Origin of the sequence: Cellulomonas wangsupingiae (assembly GCF_024508275.1) — a bacterium.
GTDB lineage: Bacteria > Actinomycetota > Actinomycetes > Actinomycetales > Cellulomonadaceae > Cellulomonas > Cellulomonas wangsupingiae.
The window spans coordinates 283,790-308,702 of the sequence record NZ_CP101989.1 but is presented as its reverse complement, the minus strand read 5'-3'; the positions used below and the strand labels follow the sequence as shown (position 1 = coordinate 308,702).

The window sequence follows — 24,913 nt, the reverse complement described above, 5'->3', positions numbered from 1 at the left end:
GGTCATCCCCCACGGTCGTGCTCACGGCCGGATCTCGAACACGTTGTTGAACGGCGTCGTGGCGGCCGTGGCGAACGACGTGAACCCCCCGGTCGTCGCGACGTCGCGGATGCGCGCCGGCCCGGCCTGGGTGCCGAGCGCGAGGCCCACCTCCTGCGACAGCGACGCGGGCGTGCACAGCAGCGTCGAGAACCCGTAGTACGTGCGCCCGACGGGGTGGAGGTTGTCCTCGACGCGGTCGCCGGCCATCGGCTCGACGACCAGCCACGTGCCGTCGTCGGCGATCGCCTGCCGCACGTGCCGGGCCGCGCCGACCGGGTCGCCCATGTCGTGCAGCGCGTCGAACGTCGCCACCAGGTCGTACCCCGTGCCGGTGAACGCGGACGCGGGCGCGACCTCGAAGCTCACCCGGTCCGCGACGCCCGCCTCGGCGGCCCGCGAGCGCGCGACCTCGATCGACTCCGCGTGGTAGTCCGAGCCGACGAAGGTCGAACGCGGGAACGTCTGCGCCATGAGGATCGTCGACGCGCCGTGCCCGCAGCCGACGTCCGCGACGCGCGCCCCGGCCTCGAGCTTGGCAACGACGCCCGTGAGCGCCGGCAGCCAGTCGTGGACCAGGTGCCCGTTGTACATGGTGCGGAAGAACCGCTCGCAGCCGTGGTGCACGTCGCCGTTGTGCGCGTGCCAGCCGACGCCGTCGCCGTCGGTCGCGGCCGTGAGGACGTCCGGGGCGTCCCGCACCGTGCCGGCGGCGAGCTGGAAGAAGCCCGGCAGGTACGCGGGGCTGGTGGGGTCCGCGAGCGCGGCGGCGTGCTCGGCGGGCAGCGTGTAGCGGCGGGTCGCCGGGTCGTAGGTGACGTACCCGCCCGCGGCCTGCGCGGACAGCCACTCGCGCGCGTACGGCTCACCGGTGCCGGTGCGCTCGGCCAGCTCGGCGGGGGTCGTGGGGCGGCCGTCCGCGAGCGTGCGGTAGTAGCCGAGCCGGTCCCCCATGACGACGAGCGCGGTGTTGAGGGTCGCGCCGACCTCCTCGACGGCGCGGAACACGAACGCCATGAGCTTGTCGGGGTCGACGGTGCGGGCCGGTGAGTCTGCCTGGATGGTCACGATGCTCTCCCTGGGTCGGGCCGGAGGTGGACGGTTCGTCCGGTTCGACCCTCGCCCCGCAGGCCGCCCCCGCGTATCAGGGGGTACCCCTGGGATGCTCCCTAGACTCGTGAGGATGCTGCTGGGGCGCGAGCACGAGCGCCAGGTGCTGCGGTCCCTGGCGGCGGCCGCGCGTGTCGGGCAGGGCGGCACGCTCGTGGTCGTCGGCGAGGCGGGCATCGGCAAGTCGGCCCTGCTGCGGGACCTGGTCACCACGGCGACGGACGCGCGGATGCGCGTGCTGCAGGCCGCGGGCGTCGAGGCCGAGCGTGAGGTGCCGTTCGGCGGGCTGCTCCAGCTGCTGCGCCCGGTGCTCGGCCACCTGGACGCGCTGCCCGCACCGCAGTCCGAGGCCCTCGGGGCGGCCCTGGCACTGCGCCCGGGCGCGGCCGCCGAGCGGTTCGCCGTGGGCGCGGCGGTCCTCGGACTGCTCAGCCGCGTCGCGGAGGACGAGCCCGTCGCCGTCGTCGTCGACGACGCGCACCTGCTGGACGCGCCCTCCGCGCAGGCCCTCGCGTTCGCGGCGCGCAGGCTCGCGGCGGACCCGGTCGCGGTCGTGCTCACTGCGCGGCTCGGGGCGCCGTCCGTCGTCACCGAGTCGGGGCTGCCGACGCTGCCGCTGGGCGGGCTCGGCCCCGGCGACGCGGACGCGCTGCTCGTCGGGCGGCACCTGACGGCAGCCGCGCGCGCGCGGCTGCTCGCGGCCACGGGCGGCAACCCCCTCGCCCTGCTCGAGCTCCCGGACGACGCGACGCTGGACTCCCTGCCCGACGACGCACCCCTCCCGGTGCCCGCGTCCCTCGCCCGGGCGTTCGCGTCGCGGGCCGACGCGCTGTCGCCCGCGGCCCGCACGGCGCTGCTCGTCGCGGCGGCCGGCGGCGGGGACGCGGCGAGCACGGCGGCCGCGTGCGCGCTGCTGCGGGTGGGGACGGCCGACCTCGACGAGGCGTCCGCGGCCGGCCTGGTGACGGTGACCGCGGGACGCGTGACGTTCCGGCACGACCTGGTGCGCTCGGCGGTGTGGGCCGAGGCGTCCCCGGCCGACCGCCGGGAGGTGCACCGTGCGCTCGCGGCGACGGTGCCGCCGGGTGATGCCGACCGGCACGCCTGGCACCTCGGCGAGGCCGGCGGCGAGCCGGACGAGCAGGTCGCGAGGACGCTCGACGCCGCAGCCGCCCGCGCGGCCGCCCGCGGCGCTCACGCGGTCGCCGGCCTCGGGTACTCGCGGGCCGCGGCGCTGACCCCCGATCCCGCGCACCGCGCGGCCCGGCTCGTCACCGCCGCGGAGCTCTCGTGGCGCGCGGGCCGCCCGGGGCCGGCGCTGGACCTCCTGGCGCGGGCGGCCACGCTGCCCCGGGACCCGGCGTTGCGCCTGCGGGCCGCGACCCTCGAGGGCACGGTCGCCGCGCGCACCGGGTCGATCGAGCACGCCCGGGACGTGTTCGTCGCGGCGGGCACGTCCGCGCAGGACGCGGACCTGGCGGTCCCGCTGCTCGCCGACGCCGTCCTCGCCGCCCAGTACGCGGGTGACGTCATGGCCGCCGCGCGGACCGCCGCGCGCATCGACGCGCTCCTGCCCGCGGTGCGCTCGTCCCGCGCGCGCTGGCTGGGGGAGATGGCGTCCGGGGTCGCGGGCATCATCGGCGGGCAGGGCGGCCCGGACCGCATCCGGGAGGCGATGGGCCGCGCCCTCGACGACGCCGCCCTCCTGGCCGACCCGCAGCTCGCGCCGTGGCTGGTCCTCGGGCCGCTGTACCTGCGGGAGGCCGGCACCGCCCGGTCCGTCGTCCCCACCGTCGTGGCGCACCTGCGCCGTCGCGCCGACCTGGGCGCGCTGCCGATCCTGCTGTTCCTCGTCGCGCGGGACCTCGCGACGACCGACCGCTGGACGGACGCCGTCGCCACCTACACCGAGGGTGTCGACCTGGCCCGCGAGGCCGGTCAGGTCACCGACGTGGCCGCCTGCCTCGGCGGCCTCGCGTGGCTCGAGGCGCGGCGCGGCGACGCGGACGCGTGCCGCGCGCACGCCGCCGAGGTGCTGGCCTTGACGGCCGAGCACCACCTGGGCTTCTTCCGGGCGTGGGCGCTGCTCGCGCTCGGGGACCTGGCGCTCGGCGAGGGCCGCACCCAGGAGGCGCTCGACGCGTACACGGCGGTCGACGAGCTGGTGACCGCGCAGCGGTTCGGCGACGTGGACGGGTGGCCCGCTGCCGAGATGGTCGAGGCCCTCGTCCGTCTCGACCGCGCCGACGAGGCGGCGGCGCTGACGTCCCGGCTGGTGCGGCGTGCGGTGGGCAAGGGCCAGCCGTGGTCCCTGGCGCGCGCGGCCCGTGCCCGCGGCCTGACGGCGTCCGCGGACGACCTCGACGCGGCCTTCGCCGAGGCCCTCGACCTGCACGCGCGCACGCCGGACACGTTCGAGGAGGCGCGCACGCACCTGGCGTACGGGTACCGGCTGCGCCGCGCGCGACGTCGCACGGACGCGCGCCCGCACCTGCGTGCCGCGCTCGCCACGTTCGACGCCCTCGGCGCGAGGCCGTGGGCCGAGCAGGCGGCGGCCGAGCTGCGCGCGACCGGTGAGACGGTCCACCGCCGCGACGTGACCGGGCTGGACCACCTGACTCCCCAGGAGCTGCAGGTGGCGCGCACGCTCGCCGCCGGGCGCACGACGCGCGAGGCCGCGGCCGCCCTGTTCCTCAGCCCCAAGACCATCGAGTACCACCTGCGCAACGTGTACACGAAGCTCGGCGTCCGGTCCCGGGGCGAGCTGACCGCCGCCCTCGCGGCGCTGGCGTGACCACCCACCTGCCGGGCCCGGGCGCCGGCAGGTGGGTGGTGCGCCCAGGGCCAGGCGTCAGGCGGACCAGGGGACCTCCAGGTCGAGCACCCAGGTGACGCCGAGACGGTCGGTGAGCATCCCGTACAGCGGCGACCAGGCCGCCTCGGCGAGCGGGACGCGGACCATGGCCCCGTCGGCGAGCGTGTCCCAGTAGCCGCGCAGCTCGTCGGCGTCGGTGCCCCGGACCGAGACGAACACGGGGTCGACGCCCGCCTCGTAGGCGGCGTGCCCGGGCACGTCGTACGCCATGACGCGGAACCCGGCGGGCGAGGCGACCTGGCCCCACATGACCTGGTCCGCCTCGGCGGGGTCGGTCACGGCCCCGGCCTGGGCGTAGGTGACCGCGGCCAGCTCCCCGCCGAACACCGACCCGTAGAGCTCGAGCGCCTCGCGGGCGCGGCCACGGAAGTTGAGGTGGGTCGTGGTGCTGATGGCCATGGTGGCTCCCCGTCGTCGTGCGCCGGGACTGTCCCGGCAAGGACGACGGTGCCGCGTCATCAGGTCAGGATGTGACCGCATGTGTCGCTAGGTTCGGGCCATGAGCTCGTCCGGCACCACCACGTCGCGCCTGCTGCGGCTGCTGTCGCTGCTGCAGACGCCGCGCGACTGGCCGGGGCCCGTGCTGGCCGACCGGCTGGGGATCAGCCCGCGGACCGTCCGGCGCGACGTCGACCGGCTGCGGGAGATGGGGTACCGGATCCACGCCGACCGCGGGTCGCTCGGCGGGTACCGGCTGGAGGCCGGAGCCGAGCTGCCACCCCTGCTGCTCGACGAGGACCAGGTCACCGCCGTCGCCGCGGCGCTGCAGGCGGCACCCCTGCTCGGGACGCAGCTCGACGAGGCCGCCGCGCGGGCGCTCGGCACGATCCGCCGCGTCATGCCGCCGCGCCTGCGCCGCCACGCCGATGCCCTGACCTTCCGCGCCGTCCCGGACGCCACCCGGCCGGCCGCGCCCGTCGCGACGGACGTGCTCGTCGCGGTGTCCGCCGCGGTGCGCGCCCGCGAGGTCCTGCGCTTCGACTACACCGGTGACGCCGACGACGCCGCCCGCCGGCCGCGGCGCGCGGAGCCGCACCACCTCGTCGCCACCGCCGGTCGCTGGTACCTCGTGGCGTGGGACCTCGACCGTGCCGACTGGCGCGTGTTCCGCGCGGACCGCATGACGCCACGCGTGCCGACCGGCCCGCGGTTCGCCCCCCGCGACGTCCCGGGCGGTGACGTGCAGCGCTTCCTCGCCGCGCGGTTCACGGGGTCGACGTCCGCCGCTACGTGGCCGTGCCGCGGCACGGTGGTCCTCGACCTGCCGGCCCACGCCGTCGCCCCGTTCGCCGGCGACGGGGTGGTCGAGGACCTCGGCGGCGGACGCTGCCGCCTGACCTCCGGGTCGTGGTCGTGGACAGCGCTGGCCGCGTCGCTCGGCCGCTTCGACGCCGACGTGCGGGTGGACGGGCCACCCGAGCTGCGGGAGGCCTTCGCGCGGCTGGCGCGGCGCTACGACGCGGCGGGCCGGGAGGACGCAGACCGCTGACCCGGCCACCACCGAGCGCCTGTGGTTCAACCGCGAGCACAGGCGCATCCGCACCGTCGAGGTCGCCTCCGACAGCGCGCTCTGGCTCGTCACGTCCCCCACCGTCGGGGGTCGTGGTTGGCTGGACGGGTGACTCGTTCCGACCAGGGCGCCGCCGTCGTGCTAGGAGCTGCCGTCAGCGCCTCAGCAGCGGTGGGCCTCGTGATCGCGGCGTGGTCCGTGGTCGGTCCCGATCACCTCCTCTTCCCCGCGCTGGTCTCCTGCCTGTGGTTCGGGGCGGCAGCGTTCGTCGGTCCCGGGCTCGCCACGGTGCTGCCGCAGCGCTGGTCGATCGTGTCGTGCGCGGAGGTGCGGTGGCACCGTCGTCTGGGGGTGGGCCGCTTCGACCGGGTCCTGGAGGTCGTCGGCTGGAACCGAGTGGTCCGGGCCATGCGGGGTGGGCCGGACCGGCCGGGTCGTTCCGGTCTGCCGGCTCTGCAGCGGCACGTCCAGGCGGCGATGGCAGGGCACGGGGCGGGTGCCGCGGTGCACGTCGTCGTCGCGCTCGCGTGCCTGCTGGTGGGGGCGACCGTCAGCTCCGGGCTGACCGCGGCGGCAGGTGCTGTGCTGCACGGCTGGCCGGTGCTGCTGCAGCGGTCGACCCTGGCCCGGATCCAGCGCATCTCCCCGGCCCGTCCAGCGGGCGTCGGCGCGTCGCCTTGAGCGCAGCGGGACCTCGGACAACCCGTCTCGAGCGGTCATGCTGGGAGCGGGACGCACGGTGATGCCGCCGTCCGCGCCCCCCGCCGGTGTCGTTCGCGCACCTGTGGGGACGACCATCGCAACGAAGGACCGGACCGAGGAGGCACCGTGAGCGCCTGGGCACCCGACGAGCTCGCCCGCGTGGGCGACGCGGAGGAGCTGGAGATCGCGTCGTACCGCCCGGACGGGACGCTGCGGCCGTACGTGACGATCTGGGGGGTGCGCTCGGGCGACGCGCTGTACGTCCGGTCCGCGTACGGCCCCGAGAACGGCTGGTTCCGACGCGCCCGGGCCGCCGGCACGGGCAGGGTGCGGGCCGGCGGCGTGGAGAAGGACGTCACGTTCGAGGCGCCGCCGGCGGACGTGCACGGTGCCCTCGACGCCGCGTACCACGCGAAGTACGACAGGCACGGGCCGGCGATCGTCGGCACTGTCGTCGGACCGCAGGTGGTCGACGTGACGCTGCGGGTCGTCCCGCGGGACTGACGCCGGGGCGTCAGGACAGGACGCGCAGCTCCTGCGGCAGGTCCTCGCCGACGACCGCCGCGTCGACGATCTCCTGCGCGCGCTCGCGCTCGATCCCGAGGGCGAGCGCGAGCTCGGTGAGCAGCGGCTGCGTCGCGAGGAAGAGCTGCTCCTTCTCGCCGGCCGACAGCCCGCGCTCGGCGCTGCGGCGCGTCAGGTCACGCACGACCTCGGCCTGCACGAGCTGGTCCTGGCTGCGCATCCGCGCCTGGTTCTCCTTGAAGCGCCGCGTCCACGCCTCCTGGACGTGGTCGCTCGGCGCGCCGAGGACGGCGAGGAGCGCGGCGACGCCCTCCGCGTCGTACAGCGGACGCAGGCCGATCTCGTCGGCCTTGTCGAGCGGCAGGGACACGGCCATGCCGCTCCCGACGACCTCGAGCTGCAGGTACTGGTGCGTCTGACCGCGGAACGTCCGCTCCAGGATGCCGACGACCGTGGCGGGACCGTGATGGGGGTGGACGACGATCTGACCGATGGCGGGCTTCATGGGGGCACCTCTGCTTGACGCGACACCGTGCCGGGGCCCGCGCGCGGGACGCGGGACCACCTCCGGGCAGCGGGCGGACCGCTGCCCGGAACGCGCGGACCGGTCCCCCACGCCGGGTGGGAGACGGGGAGCCGCGCGAGCCGGTGCCGACCATTGTCCCAGGAACGCAGGGGTCGGGTCGACGGCGCCCGTTGCGTGGGCCCGGACGCTCGCCGGACGAACCGGCGGCAGGGTCTCAGAGGCGCCGCACGACGCGCGCGGGGTTGCCGACGGCGACCACGTCGGCGGGCAGGTCCCTGACGACGACCGACCCGGCACCGACGACGGTGTTGTCCCCGATGGTCACGCCCGGGCACACGATGACACCGCCGCCGAGCCACACGTTGTCGCCCAGCACGATGGGCTGCGCGGCCTCCAGCTTGTCGCGGCGTGGCTGCGGCTCGACCGGGTGCGTGGGCGTCAGGAGCTGCACGTTCGGGCCGATCTGGCAGTCCTCGCCGATCGTGATCGTCGCGACGTCCAGCGCCGTGAGGTTGTAGTTGACGAAGGTGCGGGCGCCGATGTGCACGTTCTCGCCGTAGTCGACGTACAGCGGCGGCTTGACGTACGCGCCCTCCCCCAGGCTGCCCAGCACCTGCTCGAGCAGGTCGCGGGCGCCCGGCTCGTCCGCGACGACGGCGCGGTGGTAGGCGTCGGTGAGCGCGAACGCGCGCTTGGCGACCTGCTCGCTCTCGGGGTCGTCCGCGATGTACAGGTCACCGGCGAGCATCCGCTCGCGGTTGGTGCGGGGGTCACCGGCGAAGTAGTCGTGCGTCATGCCGGAAGACTGGCACGAGCACCCAGGTCAGGCGCCACGCCGGGCCGCTCGCCAGGGGTTGTCCGCGTCGGTCGGGACGACGCGCTCCTCGACGCGGACGGCGTACGTCGGGCGCGGCGTCCCGTCGACCGTGCCGAGGTACGCGTGGCCGGTGAGGTGGCACCACACCGGCAGGTCGATCGGGGCGACGGGGTCCGCCGTGATCAGGTGGACGACCGCGCCGGCGGGGAGTGTCGCGACGCGGTCGCGGAGCAGCAGCAGCAGGCGCGCGCACCCCAGGTCGCCGCCGTCGATCGTCACCACGTCCCGGGCACCGGTCACGACGCGAGGGTAGCCCGCGCGGGGCGCGCCCCCAGGGCTGCCTGCACCAGCCGACGCACGGGCCGAAAGTTGCGATAGACCCGTGCGAACCGTGGCACGGCACCAGCACGAGTGACGACGGCCGAACTTAAAGCATTCGCCGTCGCGGGGACCCTGGGAAGGGCGCGCTCCCACGTCACACACTCGTTCGATATCGGTATCGACCCTGTCGATGACGACAGGTGTCCCGCCGAGCAGGACCCGAGCCCGCGGCACGAGTGCGAGCCGGGCCCACCGCTCCACCCCCCTCTCGTTCCACCGCACTAGGGAGTGCCTCCACATGACCGACACTTTCGGCACCGCACGACTCTCGTCGCGCCGCCGCCAGCTCCGCGCGTCGCTGGGAACCCTCGCCGTCGGCGCCCTGATGGCCGGCGGCGTGGCCCTCGCCGGCCCGGCCGCGGCGCAGAACGTCAGCAGCAACGGCACCGGCACCCACAGCGGGTACTGGTACTCCTTCTGGACCGACAGCCCGGGCACCGTGTCCGCGGTCCTCGGCAACGGCGGCAACTACTCGACGTCCTGGCGCAACACCGGCAACTTCGTCATCGGCAAGGGCTGGTCCACCGGCACCGGGCGCGCCGTGTCCTACTCCGGCCAGTTCAACCCGTCCGGCAACGCCTACCTGACGCTCTACGGGTGGACCAACGGTCCGCTGGTCGAGTACTACATCGTCGACTCGTGGGGCACGTACCGCCCGACCGGCACGCACAAGGGCACCGTCACCACCGACGGCGGCACGTACGACATCTACGAGACGACCCGCACCAACGCGCCGTCGATCGAGGGCAACAGCTCGACGTTCAAGCAGTTCTGGTCCGTGCGGCAGTCCAAGCGCGTCGGCGGCACCATCACCGCCCAGAACCACTTCAACGCCTGGGCGTCCAAGGGCATGCAGCTCGGCCGGCAGAACTACCAGATCATGGCCACCGAGGGCTACCAGTCGTCCGGCTCGTCGAACATCACGGTGGGCACCGGCTCCGCCGACGGCGGCGGCAACAACGGCGGCGGCAACAACGGCGGCGGCAACACGGGTGGCTCCTGCACCGCGACCGCGACCAAGGCCGAGGAGTGGGGCGACCGCTTCAACGTCACCTACACCGTGTCCGGCAAGTCGAACTGGTCGGTGACGGTCTACCCGAGCAACGGCCAGTCCATCCAGAGCTCGTGGGGCGCCAACCGCAACGGCAACACCTTCACGCCCAACGGCTCCAACAGCTTCGGCGTGACGTACTACAAGGGCAGCAACAACGTGAACTGGACGCCCACCGGCGTCTGCTCGTAGTCGCTGCAGCCACACCGCGGGGCGGGGGCGTCGACCTGGTCGGCGCCCCCGCCCTCGGCGTCTCCCCCGACCGCGCCTCCGACAATTTCGGTCTGACGCAGCCGAGACGGGCCGTGAGCGCGCCGCGCCACCGACGTTGCGAGGACGTCCGCCCCACCAACGGAGGACGACTGCCGGGCTAAACGCTTCGGACCGCTCTCGTGCTGTTCACCTGCACGTTCACCCGGTCCAGACTCGCCCCATGTCGACTCTCCGCCTCTCGCACCCGCGAGTACGCGACGCGCGTCCGCGGCGACCCCTTCGCCCCTGACCGGGCGCGACCGGGCCGCGACCCATCCGCACACCAAGTCCTCGCACGAGGGAGTGCTTCACGATGATCGATAGTTTCGTCACCAGGCGACGCAGGTCGCTCCGAGCCCTGGCGAGCGTCGCAGCCGCCGGCGCCATGGTCGCCGCCGGGCTCGCGATGGCCGCCCCCGCCGCCGCCATCACCAGCAACGGCACAGGCACCAACAACGGGTACTGGTACTCGTTCTGGACCGACAGCCCCGGCAGCGTGTCCATGGAGCTGGGCAGCGGCGGCAACTACACGACACAGTGGTCCAACACGGGCAACTTCGTGGCCGGCAAGGGCTGGTCCACCGGCACCGGGCGCGCCGTGTCCTACTCCGGCCAGTTCAACCCGTCCGGCAACGCCTACCTCACGCTGTACGGGTGGACGACGGGCCCGCTGGTCGAGTACTACATCGTCGACTCGTGGGGCACGTACCGGCCCACGGGCACGTTCAAGGGCACCGTCACCTCCGACGGCGGCACGTACGACATCTACGAGACGACCCGCACCAACGCGCCGTCGATCGAGGGCGACAGCTCGACGTTCAAGCAGTTCTGGTCGGTGCGGCAGTCCAAGCGCGTCGGCGGGACGATCACCGCACAGAACCACTTCAGCGCGTGGGCGTCCAAGGGCATGCAGCTGGGCAACCAGAACTACCAGATCATGGCGACCGAGGGGTACCAGTCGTCCGGCTCCTCGAACATCACGGTGTCCGAGGGCACCGCGGGCGGCGGCGGCAACACCGGCGGTGGTGACACCGGCGGCGGCAACACCGGCGGGGGCACCTCGACCGGCTGCACGGTGACCGCGACCAAGGCCGACTCGTGGTCCGACCGCTTCAACGTCACGTACACCGTCTCCGGCGCCAGCGCCTGGACCGTGACGGTCAGCCCTGGCTCCGGGCAGTCCATCCAGAACTCCTGGTCGGCCACCCGCTCCGGCAACACGTTCACGTCGTCCGGCTCCAACAGCTTCGGCGTCACGTACTACTCGGGCGGCAACAGCACCGTCCCGGCGGCGACGTGCGCGGCCGCGGGCGGAAGCACCGGTGGGAACACCGGCGGCAACACCGGTGGGAACACCGGTGGGAACACCGGCGGGAACACCGGCGGTGGGACGCAGAGCTGCTCCGCGGGCTACGTCGCCCTCACGTTCGACGACGGACCCAACTCGGGCACGACGAACCAGATCATCAGCGCGCTGCGGGCCGCCAACGCCACAGCCACCGTCTTCCCGACCGGCTCCAACGCGCAGAACAACGCGTCGCTCATGCAGGCCTACAAGAACGCCGGCCTGCAGATCGGCAACCACAGCTGGGACCACCCGCACCTGGTGAACATGAGCCAGAGCGACGTCCAGTCGCAGCTGTCCCGCACCCAGCAGGCGATCCAGAGCACCGCCGGTGTCACCCCGACGGTCTTCCGGCCGCCCTACGGCGAGGTCAACGGCACCGTCAACTCGGTCGCCTCCGGCCTCGGGCTGCGCGTCGTCACCTGGGACGTCGACTCCAACGACTGGAACAACGCGTCGTCGCAGTCGATCCGGCAGGCCGCGTCGCGCCTGACCAACGGCCAGACGATCCTCATGCACGACTGGCCGGCGGCCACCGTGCAGGCACTGCCCGGCATCCTGCAGGACCTGCAGTCGCGCAACCTGTGCACCGGGCACATCTCGGCCTCCACCGGCCGCGCGGTCGCGCCGACCGGCGGCAGCACCGGCGGTGGCGACACCGGCGGCAACACGGGCGGCAACACGGGCGGCGGCAGCACGGGCTCCTGCACCGTGACGGCGACCAAGGCCGAGTCCTGGTCCGACCGCTTCAACGTCACCTACACCGTGTCCGGCGCCACGAGCTGGACCGTCACGGTCAACCCCGGCTCGGGCCAGTCGATCCAGAGCTCGTGGAACGCCACCCGCTCCGGCAACACGTTCACGTCGTCCGGCAGCAACAGCTTCGGCGTGACGTACTACTCCGGCGGCAACAGCTCGACGCCGTCGGCCACCTGCGCACCGCGCTGACGACGCCTCACACGACCGGGCCGTCCTCCCCCCGGGAGGGCGGCCCGGTCCGCGTCCCGGCCACCCACATCCCGCCCCAACTGACCAGTGGTCACCCACACCCCCACCCCACCGACCACTGGTCACCTGGGAGCACCCGCACCCCCCCAGCACCCCCCAACTGACCAGTGGTCACCAGCACGCGAACCCAAGTGACCACTGGTCACCTGGGAGCACCGCCACCCCACCCAGCACCCCCCAACTGACCAGTGGTCACCGGCACCCCAACCCCACCGACCACTGGTCACCTGGGAGCACCCCCCAACTGACCAGTGGTCACCGGAGCCGCCCACCCTGAGACCCACCGGGTGAGCAGCCACAGGACGTCCGCGAGCGCGGCCCCCCCACGCCCACCCCGACCGGCCGATATCACCGGGACCCCGCTCCCCGCCGTCGCTACCGTCGCCGGATGGACCAGCGGACGCTCGACGCGCGCATCCAGCGCTACTACGGCGGGCACTTCGACGAGGCCGCGCGGCTGACCACCGGTGCGGTCGGCCGTGCCGAGCTCGCACGCGTCCGCGAGCTGGTGGCCACGCGCCTGGAGCCGGGCTCCCGCGTGCTCGACGTGGGTGGTGGCGCCGGGGTGCACGCGACGTGGCTCGCCGCCGCCGGGCACGCGGTCACCCTCGTCGACCCGGTGCCGTCCCACGTGGAGGCCGCGCGCACCGTCGGCACGTTCGCGGCCGAGGTGGGCGACGCCCGGGCGCTGACCGCCGCCGACGGGGCGTTCGACGCGGTCCTGCTCGCCGGCCCGCTGTACCACCTGGTCACGCGTGAGGACCGGCTGCTCGCCCTGCGGGAGGCGGCCCGCGTGCTGCGGCCGGGCGGGCACGTGTTCACGGTGGTGATCTCGCGGACGATGGCCGCGCTCGACGTCGTGCTGCGACGGCGCTTCACCGACCTGCCCGGGCAGGCGCTGGTCCGGCTCCTGGAGACCGGCGACGTGACCGACGAGATCCGCAACCCGGAGGGCGAGTTCCCCGGCGGCCACTTCCACACCGCCGACGAGCTGGCCGACGAGCTGGCCGCCGCAGGGTTCCGCGACCCGTGGGTGACGGGCGTCGAGGGCCCCGGCAGCCTCGCGCTCGAGCTGTCCCGTCCCCACGACGACGCGGTCGAGGCCGCCCTGCTGCTCGCGCGACAGGCCGAGGGTGACCGCGAGGCCGCCGACGTCTCGAGCCACCTGCTCGGCATCGCCACCCGCTGACGGGACGGGACGCCTCGGACGCACCGGACGTATCGCCTCGCCGTCCACTACCGTCGTGCCCAGCCGCCGAGAGGACCGTGATGTACGTCCCCGTGTTCAACGCGCTCGACGACGCCGCCGAGATCCGTGCGCTCGTCGCCGCGGCCGGCAGCGCCGAGCTGGTGACCGTCGGCCCCGACGGCTACCCGACCTCGACGCTCCTGCCGGTGGTCTGGGACGACGCCCGACTGGTCTTCCACATGGCGCGCGCCAACCCGCAGTGGCGGACCATCGGGGACGACGCCCCGGCGCTGGCCGTCGTCACCGGACCGCAGGCCTACGTGTCGGCGTCCTGGTACCCGAGCAAGGCGGAGCACGGCCGCATGGTCCCCACGTGGAACTACTCGGCGGTGCACGTGACCGGTCGCGCGTCCGTGCGCACCGACGAGGCGTGGCTCCGCGAGGCGGTGACTCTGCTGACCGACCGCAACGAGGAGGGCCGTGCCGACCGCTGGCACGTCACGGACGCGCCGACGGACTTCGTCACCCGGCAGCTGCGCGCCGTCGTCGGCATCGAGGTGCGGATCGAGCACGTCGAGGCCAAGGCGAAGCTGAGCCAGAACCGCTCGGCCGCGGACCACGCGGGGGTCGTCACAGGGCTGGACGCGCAGGACGACGCCCAGGCGTCCGCGGTCGCGCACGCGATGCGCACCCACGGCGCCCGCGGCTGACCCCCTGACCGCGAGAGGTCGATCGAGTCACCCGGAATCCTTTCGTGCCGGTGCCGGGCGACAGGGCCCGCACTAGCGTCCGTGGCGACGGCCGGGACCGCCGGACGCCGCGACGACCAGGAGCTGCCATGCCTCACGTCACCGCACGAGCTCGCGGCGCGCGCCTGTCCCTCGTGACGCTCGCGCTCGCTCTGGCGGTCGCGGTCGGCGTCCCGACGTCGGCCTCGTCCGTCGCGCCCACGGCCCCGGCACCGAGCCCGGCGACCTCGACGCTGCCCACCCCGCGCCCCGCCGGGGCCTGCCAGGCGACCTACCGGACCATCGCGTCGTGGCCCGGCGGCTACGTGGCCGAGGTCACCGTGTTCAGCAGCAACGCCATCTCCGCCTGGAGCGTCACCTGGTCGACGGGCGGTGGCGCCGTCCAGCAGGTGTGGGGCGGGACGCTGACGAGCCCGTTCGCCGTCGTGCAGAACGCGGCGTGGAACGGTGACGTGCCGGCGGGCGGCACGGCGACCTTCGGGGTCTACGGCACGGGACCGACTGTGACGCCGTTCGTCACCTGCACGGCCTGACCCGCACGGCCTGCCCCGACCGCCGACCGACGGCTCCCCGGAGCCGGCCCGGCGATCGGCCCGTCTCGGTACGGTCGTCCCGTGCTGCGCGCCGCGAACCCCGCCGACCACCCCACCGACCGCCTCGCCGGGACGTCGTGAGCGCGCCCCGGGACCGGTGGAACCACAACCTCCACTACCACCCCCTCGTCCTCGACGCGGTCCCCGCGCACGCCCGCACGGCGCTCGACGTGGGGACGGGTGACGGCCTGCTGGCCGCCGACCTGCGCCGTCGCGTGCCGCACGTCGTCGGCATCGACCTGGACGCCGACGTGCTGACCCGCGCCCGCGCGGCGGGGGACGACGTCGCGTGGATCCAGGGCGACGCCCTGGAGGCACCGTTCCCGGCGGGGTCGTTCGACGTCGTCGCGTCGATCGCGGTCCTGCACCACCTGCCCGACCTCGCCGACGGACTGCGACGCCTGTCGACGCTGGTCGCGCCGGGCGGCGTGCTCGTCGACGTCGGCATGGCCCGGTCGGTGGGCTGGCGGGACGCGCCCTGGGAGGTCGCCGGGGTCGTGCAGCACCAGGTGCTGCGCCGCACCCGCACCTACTGGGAGCACACGGCACCGACGCTCTGGCCCTGCCCCCACACGTACGCGCAGGTGCGGGACATCGCCCGGGAGGTGCTGCCCGGCGCCCGCTGGCGGCGACTGCCGCTGTGGCGGTACGCGCTCGTGTGGACGAAGGACCCTGGCACGGACTGAGAGGTCCCCGAACCGTTTCGGACCCTGCTCCGCCTCGTGCTTTATCGCTACATTCACGGCACCCGTGAACGTTCACCGACCTCACGGCCACCTGCGTCCGGCACCGTCGCCCGACGCACCGGCAGGGAGGAACCCCCGTGCGACTCCGAACCCCGACCACACGTCTCAGAGCCGTGCTCGCGGCCTGCGCCGCAGCGCTCGTCCTCGGCGGCGTCACCGGCCCCGCGTCGGCGCTGCCCGCGCCCGCGGCCCCGGGCGGCGCCCTCCCGGCAGCCGCCACCGCCGGCTGCGGCAGCGCCCCGCGCCTGAGCACCGGCAACCACACGATCACCAGCAGCGGCCAGCAGCGTCAGTTCCGGCTCGACGTGCCCGCCAACTACGACCCGAACAAGCAGTACCGCCTCGTCCTCGGGATCCACTGGTGGCACGGCACGTCCCAGGACGTCGTCAACGAGAACTTCTACGGCCTGAAGCCGCTGGCGAACAACAGCACGATCTTCGTCGCGCCCCAGGGCATCGACAACGCGTGGCCGAACACCGGCGGGCGCGACGTCACGTTCATCGACGACATCCTGCGGACCGTCGAGGCGGCCCTGTGCGTCGACACCACGCAGCGGTTCTCCACCGGGTTCAGCTACGGCGGCGGCATGAGCAACGCGCTGGCCTGCGCCCGTGCGACCGTCTTCCGCGCCGTCGCCGTCCTCAACGGCGCGCAGCTGTCCGGCTGCGAGGGCGGCACGCAGCCCATCGCGTACCTCGGGTCGCACGGCGTCGTCGACAGCGTCCTCAACATCTCCCAGGGCCGCGCCCTGCGGGACCGCGCGCTGCGCAACAACGGCTGCCAGGCGCAGAACGCGCCCGAGCCGGCAGGCAACAGCGGCCAGCCGCACACCAAGACGACCTACCAGTGCCGCGACGGCTACCCGGTCGTGTGGATCGCCAACGACAGCGACCACCAGTGGGCCGCCGTGGACCGCGGCAAGCAGCAGTCGCACGTGCCCGGGGAGATCTGGCAGTTCTTCACGTCGCTGACGTCCCCGACGCCGTCACCCACCCCGACGCCCACGCCCACGCCGACCCCCACGCCGACCCCGACGCCCACACCCACACCCACGCCCACCCCGACCCCGACGCCCACGCCCACCCCGACGCCGACCCCGCCGCCCACGGGTGGCTGCACGGCGACGTACCGGACGGTGAACTCGTGGCCCGGCGGCTTCCAGGGTGAGGTCACCGTGCGTGCCGGTGCCGCGACGACCGGCTGGAGCGTGAGCTGGCGCACCGCCGGCGAGCGCGTCGAGCAGGTGTGGAACGGCACGTCCGCACTGCAGGGCGACCTCGTCGTGGTCGGCAACGTCACCTGGAACGGCGCACTGCCGGCCGGCGGTACGGCGACCTTCGGCTTCCTCGGGAGCGGCAGCGCGCCGAGCCCGCAGCTGAGCTGCACCACCACCCCGGCCGGTGCGATCCGTGCACGCCGGCCGGGGGCCGCCCCGGTGTCCGGGGACCGGCGGGTCGCGCCGACCTGGTGACCGGCGCGACCCGCCGACGCGCGTCCCCACGGGGCGCGGGCCGGCATCAGGGGCCCGTCAGCGCGAGGCCGGCCACGGCGGCCGCCAGGCACGCCAGCAGCATCATCACCGCGTGGATGACGGCGGCCCGCCCGCGGCCGACGAGGAGCAGGCGGGCGGCCTCGACGCTCGCGGTGCTGAACGTCGAGTACCCGCCGAGGAACCCGACGCCGAGCACCGCGTGGAGCGCGTCGGGGCCGGACCCGCGCAGCGTCCACCCCGTGAGCGCGCCGAGCAGCAGGCAGGCCGTCACGTTGACGACGGCGGTCCCCACCGGCACGGACGTCGGCAGGCGGCGCACGACGGCCGCGTCGACCACGTACCGGGCGGCGGCCCCCAGGCCGCCCGCGAGCGCGAGCAGGACGATCACGCGGCTCCCCCGGCGCGCGCGACGGCACCGGGACGCCGCACCCGCGCGCCCAGCACCAGGCCGACGACTGCCGCGCCCACCCCGGCCGTGACGCTGACCAGGGCGTACGCGACGCCCGCGGCCACCCGGCCGCCCTCGACGAGCCCGACGACGTCGAGCGCGAACGTGCTGTACGTCGTGAACCCGCCGAGCACGCCCGTGCCGACCGCCAGCCGCACCGCCCGGCGGCGGCCGACGTCGGGGCCGCGCTGCAGGACGGCCAGCAGGACACCGAGAGCGCACGACCCGGCGACGTTGATCCCGAGGGTGACCCACGGCCAGCCGTCCGGTGCCGTCGCGACGGCCTGACCGAGGAGCGCGCGGGCCAGCACGCCGACGGTCCCCCCGGCCGCGACCAGCAGGGCGGCGGGCAGCGGCGGCACCACCGGGGCGTCCGCGGGCGGTGTCGTCGTCACCGGCGCGGCAGGCCCGGGCACCGCGTCCGCGTCCATGACCCTCCGTCCGTCGCGCCCCGCGGCGCCGGCGTCACGGTACGCCGCCGCGCGCCGGCCCGGGACCGGCGAATCCCGTGGCGGGGCGCCGTTGCCGTCGCCTACCGTCGCGGCCATGAGCGAGGACCTGCAGGGCCGGACCGCTGTCGTCACCGGGGTGAGCCGCCGCCGCGGCATCGGGTTCGCGGTCGCGTCGCGGCTGGCCCGCGCGGGCGCGTCCCTGTTCGTGCAGCACTGGGCTCCGCACGACGCGGACCAGCCGTGGGGCGCCGACGACGTCGACGCCGTGCTCGGTGCGCTCGAGGCGGAGCTCGTCCCCGGGGCGCGACTCGCGTCGACCAGCCTGGACCTCGCCGCGCCCACCGCGGGCGAGGAGCTCGTGGAGCGCGGCGCCGACGCCCTCGGGCACCTCGACGTGCTGGTCTGCAACCACGCGCGCAGCGGCGGCGACGGCCCGCTGGCGGAGCAGACGGCCGCGAGCCTCGACGCGCACTGGGCGGTCAACACGCGCTCGACGATCCTGGCGACCAAGGCCTTCGCCGCCCGGCACGACGGCCGTCCCGGCGGGCGCGTCGTGTGGATGACCTCGGGCCAGGCGCTGGGACCCATGCCGCACGAGATCGCGTACGCCGCGTCGAAGGCGGCGCTGGCGGGGCTGACCGCGTCCGTGGCCGACGACCTCGTCGCGCGCGGCATCGTGCTCAACACCGTGAACCCGGGCCCGGTGAACACCGGCTACCTCGACGTCGACACCGCCGACCGCCCGCCCGAGGTGCTCGACGCCGTCCTCGCGCACTTTCCCGGCGGGCGGTTCGGTGAGCCGGACGACCCGGCACGGCTCATCGCCTGGCTCGTGTCCGACGCCGGACGGTGGGTCGTCGGGCAGGTGCTGTCGACCGAGGGCGGCTTCCGCCGCTGGTGACGCAGCACGCGAGCGGGTGATCCTGCGGCCGCTGCCGCCGCCGGACGGGCTCCCCGTCTGGACGCGCACCCCTCGGGCCCCCAAGGTGGGCTGGTGGCCCCACCGTCGACGCGCACCGGCACGTCGGACGTCCTCGTGCGCACGACCGCCTTCCTCTTCATGGTCGGCGGCGTCGCCGCGGCGCTCCTGGCCGCCGACGTCGTCCTGTCCGGCGACCGGCGGGGTGGTGTGCTGCTCCTGCTCGCGGTCGCGGCCGCCCTGACGGGACCCGCGCTGCTGGCCGCCGGCCCGCGGATCCCCACCCGCACCGTCGGCGTCGGGGTCCTCGTCGGGGCCGGCCTGCTGGGTGCCGGGACGACGCTCGCGCCGTCGCTCACCCTCGCGCTGGCGTCGGCGTCGCTGGCGATGCTCGTCGCGGTGGAGTCCATGCTGTTCCTGCGGCCGCGGGACGCGTGGGTGGTGGTCGGGCTCGCCAGCGCGTGGCAGGTCCTGCCGCTGCTGGTCGTGCACGACGTGCCGCCGCGCGTGTGCGCCGCGTACGTCGTCCTGTGGTGCGGCGTCGCCGGCGCGATGGGGGTGCTCGCGCGGTACGCGTCCACGGCGGGCATCGACCCGCTGACCGGGCTGGCCGACCGGCGCAGCTGGGACTCAGGGCTCGAGCAGGCGATCGACCGGTGCCGGCGCCGGGGCGTGCCGCTGTCGCTCGCGCTCATCGACATCGACCACTTCAAGCACGTCAACGACACGCAGGGCCACGCCGCGGGCGACGACCTGCTGCGCGCCACCGCCGACGCGTGGCGCGCGGTCGAGGTACCGGGCATGGTGCTGGGCCGCCGGGGCGGCGACGAGTTCGCCGCGCTGCTGCCGGGCCGGACCGGCGCCGAGGCGCTGACCGTCGCCGACCGGCTCTGCCGGGCCGTCCCGACCGCCGCCTCCGCCGGGGTGGCCGAGCACGCCGACGGCGAGACGGCCGCCGAGGTCCTGCGGCGCACGGACGCGTCGCTGTACGCGGCGAAGGCGGCCGGGCGCGGCCGCACCGTGCTCTCCGAGCGACGCCGGCACCGCCTGGCCGACGACCTCGCGCACGCCCTCGCCGCCGGCGGGCTGCGCGTCGAGCTGCAGCCGGTCGTCGACCTGCCGACCGGCACCGTCAGCGGCGTGGAGGCGCTGGCGCGGTGGGACCACCCCTGGTTCGGTCCCGTGCCGCCCGCGGAGTTCGTCGCCGCCGCGGAGGAGGCCGGGCTCATCGACGAGCTCGGCGCGGCGGTGCTGGCGCTGGCCTGCGCCGACGCGCACGTGCTGCAGGACGCCTGGGGCTCGGCCGTGCACCTGGGGGTGAACGTCTCCGGGCGCGAGCTGACCGAGCAGGGCTACGCCGACCGCCTGCTGCGGGCGCTGGAGGCGGCGCACTGGCCCGTCACGCAGTTCGTCCTGGAGGTGACGGAGAGCGTCGTGGAGGCGTCCGGGCCGGCGGCGCTGCGCGCCCTGCGCACCCTGCGGGCTGCGGGTGTGCTCGTCGCGATCGACGACTTCGGCACCGGCTTCTCGTCGCTGAGCCGCCTCGACGAGCTGCCGGCCGACCTCCTCAAGCTCGACCGGTCCTTCCTCACGTCGCTGACGACGTCGACGCGTCGCACCGTCATGGTCCGTGCCCTGCTGGGGCTGTGCGCCGACCTCGACATGCTCGTCGTCGCCGAGGGCGTCGAGACGGCGGAGCAGGCCGCGCTGCTCGAGGAGCTGGGGTGCCGCGCCGCGCAGGGGTACCACTACGGGGCGCCGCAGCCCGTCGCCGTGCTCGCCGCGCACCCGTGGCAGGCGCCCCCGCCCGGCCGCGCGCCGGTAGCGTCCGGGGGATGACGACGCAGGACACGCCCGACACGGCCCCGGGCCTCGACGCCACGCGCTACCGGTTCACGGCGGACCCCGCCGACGTCGACCGTGCGACCGTGCACCGCTGGCTGTCCGAGCACTCGTACTGGGCGCACGGGCGCGCGCGGGCCGTGCAGGACGCCGCGCTCGACGGGTCGCTGTGCTTCGGCGTCCTCGAGCGGGCGACCGGGCGGCAGGTCGCGTTCGCGCGGGTCGTCACCGACGGGGCGACGTTCGCGTGGCTGTGCGACGTGTTCGTCGAGGAGTCGGAGCGCGGGAACGGCGTGGGGACCGGGCTCGTCGCGGGCGTCGTCGCGCACCTCGAGCGGCTCGGGCTCGGGCGCGTCCTGCTGGCCACCGCGGACGCGCACGGGCTGTACGAGCGGTTCGACTTCACGCCGCTGCCGCAGCCGACGCGGTACATGGTGCGCACGCGCGAGCAGCAGCTCGACCCGCCGGCCCGGTAGGTCAGTCGGCCGCCGCGGCGTAGGCGCGCGACTGCATCGCCCACAGGTCGGCGTACCGGCCGCCCGCGGCGACGAGCCCGTCGTGCGTGCCCTGCTCGACGACGCGCCCGTGGTCGAGGACCACGACGAGGTCCGCGAGGCGCACCGTCGACATGCGGTGCGTGACGAACAGGGTGACGCCGCCGACCGTGGCGGCGACCTCCGCGGCGACCTCGCGGTAGGCGTCGACCAGGCGCTGCTCGGCCATGGCGTCGAGGGCGGACGCGGGCTCGTCGAGCACGAGCAGCAGCGGGTCCGTGCGCATGAGCGTGCGCGCGAAGCCGACGCCCTGCCACTGCCCGCCCGACAGGTCGCGGCCGTCGGCGTAGCCGGTGCCCAGCACGCCGTCGTGGCCGACCTCGGCGGCGAGGGCCGCCACGCCCGCGCGGTCGGTGGCGGTGGTGACGGCGTCGGGCGAGTCGACGTCCGGGAGGTGCCCCAGCCCCACGCTGTGCTGCAGGGACAGCTCGACGCGCGCGAGGTCCTGGAACAGCGCGGCGGTGCGTGCGCGCCACGCGGCGGGCTCGGCGTCCGCGAGGTCGACGCCCTCGACGACGACCCGCCCGGCGGTCGGGCGGTACAGACCGGTCAGGAGCTTGAGCAACGTGCTCTTGCCCGCCCCGTTCTCCCCCACCAGCGCGACGGACGTCCCGGCGGGCAGGTGCAGGTCGACGTCGCTCAGCGCGTCGGCGTCCGCGTCGGGGTAACGGAACGTCACCCCGACGAGACGGATGCCGTCGCCCGTGCGGTCGGGGACGGTCACGCCCGTCGACGGCGCGACGGACGTCGCCACCTCGGCCTCGAACGCGAGGAACCGGCGCAGCCCGACGGCCGCGCGGTGCACGGAGCCGAGCAGCGCGATGCCCGTCGCCATCTGCACGCTGAGCTGCGTGGCGAGCGTGACGGTCACGACGACGTCGCCTGCGCTGGCGCGGCCCTGCCCCGCGAGCGCGAACACCCCGACCACCGCGGCGACGTACCCGAGCCCGAACACGAGCTGCCCCGCGGTGCGCAGCGCCGCGTAGCGCACGTCGGCACGCGTCATGGCCTCGTCGTACCGCTCGAGCAGGACGCGCTGGCGCGCGAGCAGGAAGTCGGCGCCGCCGCTGAGGCGGATCTCCTTCTGCGACGCCGGGCTCGTCGCGAGCCGCCGCAGGTGCCGGATGCCGCGGGTCGTGGGCGCCTGCGCCTCGCGGACCTGCTCGAGCTCGGTCTCCGCCCGACGGCCCAGCAGCACGGGCACCACGGCCACGACCGCGAGCAGCAGCAGCCACGGCGAGACCGTGCTCAGCACGAGGGCCGTGAGCAGGACCTGCACCGCCGTCGCCCCGAGCTGCAGGCCCGACTGGACGGTCGTGCGCACCTGCATGACGTCCTGCCGGAGCAGGTCGACGCGGTCCGCGAAGGCGGGGTCGTCGGTCCGGTCGAGATGGTCGGTGCCGTTGACCAGCCGGACGAGGTCGCGGTTGAAGCGTTCCTCGGTGAGCTCGGCCAGCGCGAAGTACGACAGGTGCGCGAAGTGGCCGAGCATGAGCTCGCCCGTCAGCGCGAGACCCGCGACGACCGCCCACACCGCCGCGGTGGACCCCGCGCCCGCGAGCGCGGCGTCGACGACGCGCCCGGCCGCCACCGCGACCAGCGGCGTCGCGACCGACCCCGCGACGAGGAGCCCCGCCCCGACGAGCAGGCGCCGCCTGTCGAGCCGCCACGCGATCGCCAGCAGCCGACCCACGCAGAACAGGACCTCGTTCACGGCGCCACCTCCACGTGGTCGTCGGTCGTCGTGCCGAGGGGCCGTGCGGGCTCGTCCGCGAACCGCCGTGCCTGCACCTCGAACATCTGCGCGTACGCGCCGCCCAGGGCGACCAGCTCGGAGTGCGTGCCGGCCTCCGTGACGCGGCCGCCGTCGAGGACGACGATCCGGTCCGCGCGGCGCACGGTCGAGAACCGGTGCGAGATCACCAGGCTCGTCACGCCGCGCGTGAGCTCGAGGAACGTGTCGTAGAACTCCGCCTCACCGCGTGCGTCGAGCTGCGCGGTCGGCTCGTCGAGCACCAGGACCCCCGCGCCGTGCCGCACGGCGAACAGCGAGCGCGCGAGGGCGACGCGCTGCCACTGCCCGCCCGACAGGTCGCGCCCGCCGGGCACCGCCCGCGTCAGGGGCGTGTCCAGGCCCTGCGACAGCCCGTCGAGCCACTCGCCCAGCCCCACGCGCCGCAGCTCGGCGGTCACGCCCTCGTCGTCGTCGACGTGCGTGATCGCGCCCATCGCGACGTTCTCGCGCAGCGTCAGCTCGTAGCGCAGGAAGTCCTGGAACGTCGCCGCGAACGTACGCTGCCAGGCGTCCGGGTCGATGCCGCGCAGATCGGTGCCGTCGACGAGCACCGCACCCGCGTCCGGGGCGTACATGCCGGTGAGGACCTTGACGAGCGTCGTCTTGCCGGCGCCGTTGACGCCGACGAGCGCGGTGGACGTGCCGACGGGCAGCTCGAGGTCGAGCCCGTCGAGCACCGGGTGGTCCGGGCGGTAGGCGAACCGGACGTCCCGCAGCGCGATCTGCCGGACCGGGCGGACGACGGCGCCACCGGCGGCCGCCGGGGTGCCCGTGCGGCGCGCGGCGGCCTCCAGCTCGAGCATCGCCTCCCACGCGCCACGGCCGTAGACGAGCTTGACGTCGGACTCGGGGAACATCACGCCGAACCGGCCGCAGAGCACGACGGCCTGGACGGCGATGCTCACGGCCGCGACGTCCGCCCCCGACCGTGCGACCAGCAGCAGCGCGAGGACGGACCCCACCGCGGCGACCAGCGCGTACCCGACGAAGGGCGCGCCGTAGACCTCGCGGCGCCACCGCCACGTCGGCTCCAGCACGGCACGGTTCTCGGTGACGTACCGGTCCTCGAGCCACCCGACGAGGCCCAGCGTGCGGATCTCCTTGGCCGCACGCGTGCCGGTGGCCAGCTCGCGCACGTACGTCACGCGGCGGCGCAGCGGGCCGAACGAGCGGATCAGCCGGCCCCACCGGAAGAACCCCTCGGTCTGCCCGAGGCGCGCGACCAGGGCCACCACCGCGGCGGCCACCGCCGCGCCCGGCCCGACGACGACGACGAGGAGCACCAGGGCACCCACCAGCTGCACGTACCGGGCGGTCAGCGCCAGGGCACCCTCCAGGGCGGCACCCGGGGTGAGCGTCCACTGCTCGAACGCCTCCTCGGCCTGCGCGAGACGGTCGGCGACGTCGGACCGCTCGAGCCCCGCGAGCGTCGCGCCGTGGAACGCGAACGACGTCAGCCGCTCGATGCACGCGGCGTCGACGCGTCGCTGCACCTTGCGGGACAGGACGAGCTGCACGGGTGCGAGCAGCTGCTGCACGACGAACGCGACGAGCGCGACCGCGAGCCAGCCGGTGGCCGGCTCGCCGGTGACGACGCGCTGCAGCGCGAACCCGGTGCCCGCCATGAACGCCACGGGCGCCGCACCGGCCACGACGTGCACGGCGAGCGTGGCGGTGACGAGCCCCGGCCCGGCGTACGGGAGCAGGCGCCGCAGGTGCCCCGCGGCCTCCCGGCGCTGCCGCCACCGACGGCCGAGGCCCCGCAGCGTGGGCCGGACGTCGTCGGCGGTCGTCGTCACTGCGCACTCCCTCAGGTCCCGGTGGTGGCGGTCCCCGCCGCACCGAGAACCTATGACCGGGGAGGACGGACGGACAAGACGAATCGGGCACGGACCGACCACTGGTCACTTGGGAGCAGCCGCCGGCCCACGCAGCACCCCCAGCTGACCACTGGTCACCTGGGAGGAGTTGTCATCGACCACTGGTCACCTG

23 protein-coding genes are annotated in these 24,913 nt (G+C 75.1%); 14 read left to right on the top strand and 9 right to left on the bottom strand.

Going from position 1 to position 24,913, the window contains the following annotated elements; genetic code table 11:
- Positions 1 to 21 precede the first annotated feature (21 nt).
- Entirely contained in the window at positions 22 to 1,107 is a 1,086-nt protein-coding gene (locus NP075_RS01410) for a class I SAM-dependent methyltransferase (protein ID WP_227564709.1), read from the bottom strand.
- A gap of 115 nt (positions 1,108 to 1,222) precedes the next feature.
- Between NP075_RS01410 and NP075_RS01405 the strand changes: the two genes are divergently transcribed.
- Complete coding sequence (locus NP075_RS01405) at positions 1,223 to 3,943, top strand: ATP-binding protein (protein WP_227564708.1); 2,721 nt, start codon at positions 1,223 to 1,225, stop codon at positions 3,941 to 3,943.
- A 57-nt stretch (positions 3,944 to 4,000) separates the two neighbouring features.
- Here NP075_RS01405 and NP075_RS01400 read toward each other — a convergent pair whose 3' ends face one another.
- Complete coding sequence (locus NP075_RS01400; RefSeq protein ID WP_227564707.1) at positions 4,001 to 4,423, bottom strand: VOC family protein; 423 nt, start codon at positions 4,421 to 4,423, stop codon at positions 4,001 to 4,003.
- A gap of 100 nt (positions 4,424 to 4,523) precedes the next feature.
- On the opposite strand from NP075_RS01400, the gene NP075_RS01395 reads away from it, so the two are divergent.
- From NP075_RS01395 to NP075_RS01385, 3 genes are all read left to right on the top strand, one after another.
- Complete coding sequence (locus NP075_RS01395) at positions 4,524 to 5,513, top strand: helix-turn-helix transcriptional regulator (RefSeq protein WP_227564706.1); 990 nt, start codon at positions 4,524 to 4,526, stop codon at positions 5,511 to 5,513.
- A 129-nt stretch (positions 5,514 to 5,642) separates the two neighbouring features.
- On the top strand, positions 5,643 to 6,215 hold the full coding sequence (locus NP075_RS01390) for a glycosyl-4,4'-diaponeurosporenoate acyltransferase CrtO family protein (RefSeq protein WP_227564705.1): 573 nt from the start codon (positions 5,643 to 5,645) through the stop codon (positions 6,213 to 6,215).
- A gap of 147 nt (positions 6,216 to 6,362) precedes the next feature.
- Positions 6,363 to 6,740: a DUF2255 family protein gene (locus NP075_RS01385; RefSeq protein ID WP_227564704.1), complete on the top strand. Its 378-nt coding sequence runs from the start codon at positions 6,363 to 6,365 to the stop codon at positions 6,738 to 6,740.
- 10 nt (positions 6,741 to 6,750) lie between these two features.
- Here NP075_RS01385 and NP075_RS01380 read toward each other — a convergent pair whose 3' ends face one another.
- The 3 genes from NP075_RS01380 to NP075_RS01370 all read right to left on the bottom strand — a co-directional run bounded on the left by NP075_RS01380 (position 6,751) and on the right by NP075_RS01370 (position 8,404).
- Positions 6,751 to 7,266: a CarD family transcriptional regulator gene (locus NP075_RS01380; protein WP_227564703.1), complete on the bottom strand. Its 516-nt coding sequence runs from the start codon at positions 7,264 to 7,266 to the stop codon at positions 6,751 to 6,753.
- A gap of 235 nt (positions 7,267 to 7,501) precedes the next feature.
- Complete coding sequence (locus NP075_RS01375) at positions 7,502 to 8,083, bottom strand: sugar O-acetyltransferase (protein ID WP_227564702.1); 582 nt, start codon at positions 8,081 to 8,083, stop codon at positions 7,502 to 7,504.
- 27 nt (positions 8,084 to 8,110) lie between these two features.
- Positions 8,111 to 8,404 carry a sulfurtransferase TusA family protein gene (locus tag NP075_RS01370; RefSeq protein WP_227564700.1) on the bottom strand — a complete coding sequence of 98 codons (294 nt, stop codon included), beginning with the start codon at positions 8,402 to 8,404 and terminating at the stop codon, positions 8,111 to 8,113.
- 319 nt (positions 8,405 to 8,723) lie between these two features.
- On the opposite strand from NP075_RS01370, the gene NP075_RS19120 reads away from it, so the two are divergent.
- The 7 genes from NP075_RS19120 to NP075_RS01330 all read left to right on the top strand — a co-directional run bounded on the left by NP075_RS19120 (position 8,724) and on the right by NP075_RS01330 (position 16,890).
- Positions 8,724 to 9,728, top strand: a complete 1,005-nt coding sequence (locus tag NP075_RS19120) for a glycoside hydrolase family 11 protein (protein WP_284439910.1) — start codon at positions 8,724 to 8,726, stop codon at positions 9,726 to 9,728.
- A 373-nt stretch (positions 9,729 to 10,101) separates the two neighbouring features.
- On the top strand, positions 10,102 to 12,081 hold the full coding sequence (locus tag NP075_RS01355; RefSeq protein WP_284439909.1) for a glycoside hydrolase family 11 protein: 1,980 nt from the start codon (positions 10,102 to 10,104) through the stop codon (positions 12,079 to 12,081).
- Positions 12,082 to 12,529: 448 nt separating this feature from the next.
- Entirely contained in the window at positions 12,530 to 13,330 is an 801-nt protein-coding gene (locus NP075_RS01350) for a class I SAM-dependent methyltransferase (protein ID WP_227564699.1), read from the top strand.
- An 80-nt stretch (positions 13,331 to 13,410) separates the two neighbouring features.
- Positions 13,411 to 14,040 (top strand): FMN-binding negative transcriptional regulator, encoded by a 630-nt coding sequence (locus NP075_RS01345; RefSeq protein WP_227564698.1) that lies wholly within the window; start codon positions 13,411 to 13,413, stop codon positions 14,038 to 14,040.
- A gap of 128 nt (positions 14,041 to 14,168) precedes the next feature.
- Positions 14,169 to 14,612 (top strand): cellulose binding domain-containing protein, encoded by a 444-nt coding sequence (locus NP075_RS01340; protein ID WP_227564697.1) that lies wholly within the window; start codon positions 14,169 to 14,171, stop codon positions 14,610 to 14,612.
- Positions 14,613 to 14,749: 137 nt separating this feature from the next.
- Complete coding sequence (locus tag NP075_RS01335; protein ID WP_227564696.1) at positions 14,750 to 15,358, top strand: class I SAM-dependent methyltransferase; 609 nt, start codon at positions 14,750 to 14,752, stop codon at positions 15,356 to 15,358.
- A gap of 137 nt (positions 15,359 to 15,495) precedes the next feature.
- Positions 15,496 to 16,890, top strand: coding sequence for a CE1 family esterase (locus NP075_RS01330; RefSeq protein ID WP_256791389.1), 1,395 nt, complete (start codon positions 15,496 to 15,498; stop codon positions 16,888 to 16,890).
- A gap of 46 nt (positions 16,891 to 16,936) precedes the next feature.
- Here the strand turns inward: NP075_RS01330 and NP075_RS01325 are convergent, their stop codons facing one another.
- On the bottom strand, positions 16,937 to 17,299 hold the full coding sequence (locus tag NP075_RS01325; protein WP_227564803.1) for a fluoride efflux transporter FluC: 363 nt from the start codon (positions 17,297 to 17,299) through the stop codon (positions 16,937 to 16,939).
- Positions 17,296 to 17,790 (bottom strand): fluoride efflux transporter FluC, encoded by a 495-nt coding sequence (locus NP075_RS01320; protein ID WP_227564695.1) that lies wholly within the window; start codon positions 17,788 to 17,790, stop codon positions 17,296 to 17,298. Before NP075_RS01320 ends, NP075_RS01325 begins: the two co-directional genes overlap by 4 nt.
- A 115-nt stretch (positions 17,791 to 17,905) precedes the next feature.
- Here NP075_RS01320 and NP075_RS01315 point away from each other — a divergent pair, with 115 nt between their 5' ends.
- The 3 genes from NP075_RS01315 (at position 17,906) to NP075_RS01305 (ending at position 21,048) form a co-directional block, all read left to right on the top strand.
- On the top strand, positions 17,906 to 18,712 hold the full coding sequence (locus NP075_RS01315; RefSeq protein ID WP_227564694.1) for an SDR family oxidoreductase: 807 nt from the start codon (positions 17,906 to 17,908) through the stop codon (positions 18,710 to 18,712).
- 93 nt (positions 18,713 to 18,805) lie between these two features.
- Positions 18,806 to 20,569: a putative bifunctional diguanylate cyclase/phosphodiesterase gene (locus NP075_RS01310; protein ID WP_227564693.1), complete on the top strand. Its 1,764-nt coding sequence runs from the start codon at positions 18,806 to 18,808 to the stop codon at positions 20,567 to 20,569.
- Positions 20,566 to 21,048, top strand: coding sequence for a GNAT family N-acetyltransferase (locus NP075_RS01305; protein ID WP_227564692.1), 483 nt, complete (start codon positions 20,566 to 20,568; stop codon positions 21,046 to 21,048). Before NP075_RS01310 ends, NP075_RS01305 begins: the two co-directional genes overlap by 4 nt.
- A 1-nt stretch (position 21,049) precedes the next feature.
- Here the strand turns inward: NP075_RS01305 and NP075_RS01300 are convergent, their stop codons facing one another.
- Together NP075_RS01300 and NP075_RS01295 are read right to left on the bottom strand one after the other, a co-directional pair.
- Positions 21,050 to 22,840 (bottom strand): ABC transporter ATP-binding protein, encoded by a 1,791-nt coding sequence (locus NP075_RS01300; RefSeq protein ID WP_227564691.1) that lies wholly within the window; start codon positions 22,838 to 22,840, stop codon positions 21,050 to 21,052.
- Positions 22,837 to 24,720 carry an ABC transporter ATP-binding protein gene (locus tag NP075_RS01295; protein WP_227564690.1) on the bottom strand — a complete coding sequence of 628 codons (1,884 nt, stop codon included), beginning with the start codon at positions 24,718 to 24,720 and terminating at the stop codon, positions 22,837 to 22,839. Before NP075_RS01295 ends, NP075_RS01300 begins: the two co-directional genes overlap by 4 nt.
- Between the last annotated feature and the right edge of the window lie 193 nt (positions 24,721 to 24,913).

Coding starts and splice junctions, on each gene's coding strand:
- NP075_RS01315 (WP_227564694.1), top strand. CDS start 17,906: ATGAGCGAGGACCTGCAGGGCCGGACCGCTGTCGTCACCGGGGTGAGC.
- NP075_RS01355 (WP_284439909.1), top strand. CDS start 10,102: ATGATCGATAGTTTCGTCACCAGGCGACGCAGGTCGCTCCGAGCCCTG.
- NP075_RS19120 (WP_284439910.1), top strand. CDS start 8,724: ATGACCGACACTTTCGGCACCGCACGACTCTCGTCGCGCCGCCGCCAG.
- NP075_RS01320 (WP_227564695.1), bottom strand. CDS start 17,790: ATGGACGCGGACGCGGTGCCCGGGCCTGCCGCGCCGGTGACGACGACA.
- NP075_RS01305 (WP_227564692.1), top strand. CDS start 20,566: ATGACGACGCAGGACACGCCCGACACGGCCCCGGGCCTCGACGCCACG.
- NP075_RS01380 (WP_227564703.1), bottom strand. CDS start 7,266: ATGAAGCCCGCCATCGGTCAGATCGTCGTCCACCCCCATCACGGTCCC.
- NP075_RS01340 (WP_227564697.1), top strand. CDS start 14,169: ATGCCTCACGTCACCGCACGAGCTCGCGGCGCGCGCCTGTCCCTCGTG.
- NP075_RS01345 (WP_227564698.1), top strand. CDS start 13,411: ATGTACGTCCCCGTGTTCAACGCGCTCGACGACGCCGCCGAGATCCGT.
- NP075_RS01400 (WP_227564707.1), bottom strand. CDS start 4,423: ATGGCCATCAGCACCACGACCCACCTCAACTTCCGTGGCCGCGCCCGC.
- NP075_RS01350 (WP_227564699.1), top strand. CDS start 12,530: ATGGACCAGCGGACGCTCGACGCGCGCATCCAGCGCTACTACGGCGGG.
- NP075_RS01375 (WP_227564702.1), bottom strand. CDS start 8,083: ATGACGCACGACTACTTCGCCGGTGACCCCCGCACCAACCGCGAGCGG.
- NP075_RS01405 (WP_227564708.1), top strand. CDS start 1,223: ATGCTGCTGGGGCGCGAGCACGAGCGCCAGGTGCTGCGGTCCCTGGCG.
- NP075_RS01395 (WP_227564706.1), top strand. CDS start 4,524: ATGAGCTCGTCCGGCACCACCACGTCGCGCCTGCTGCGGCTGCTGTCG.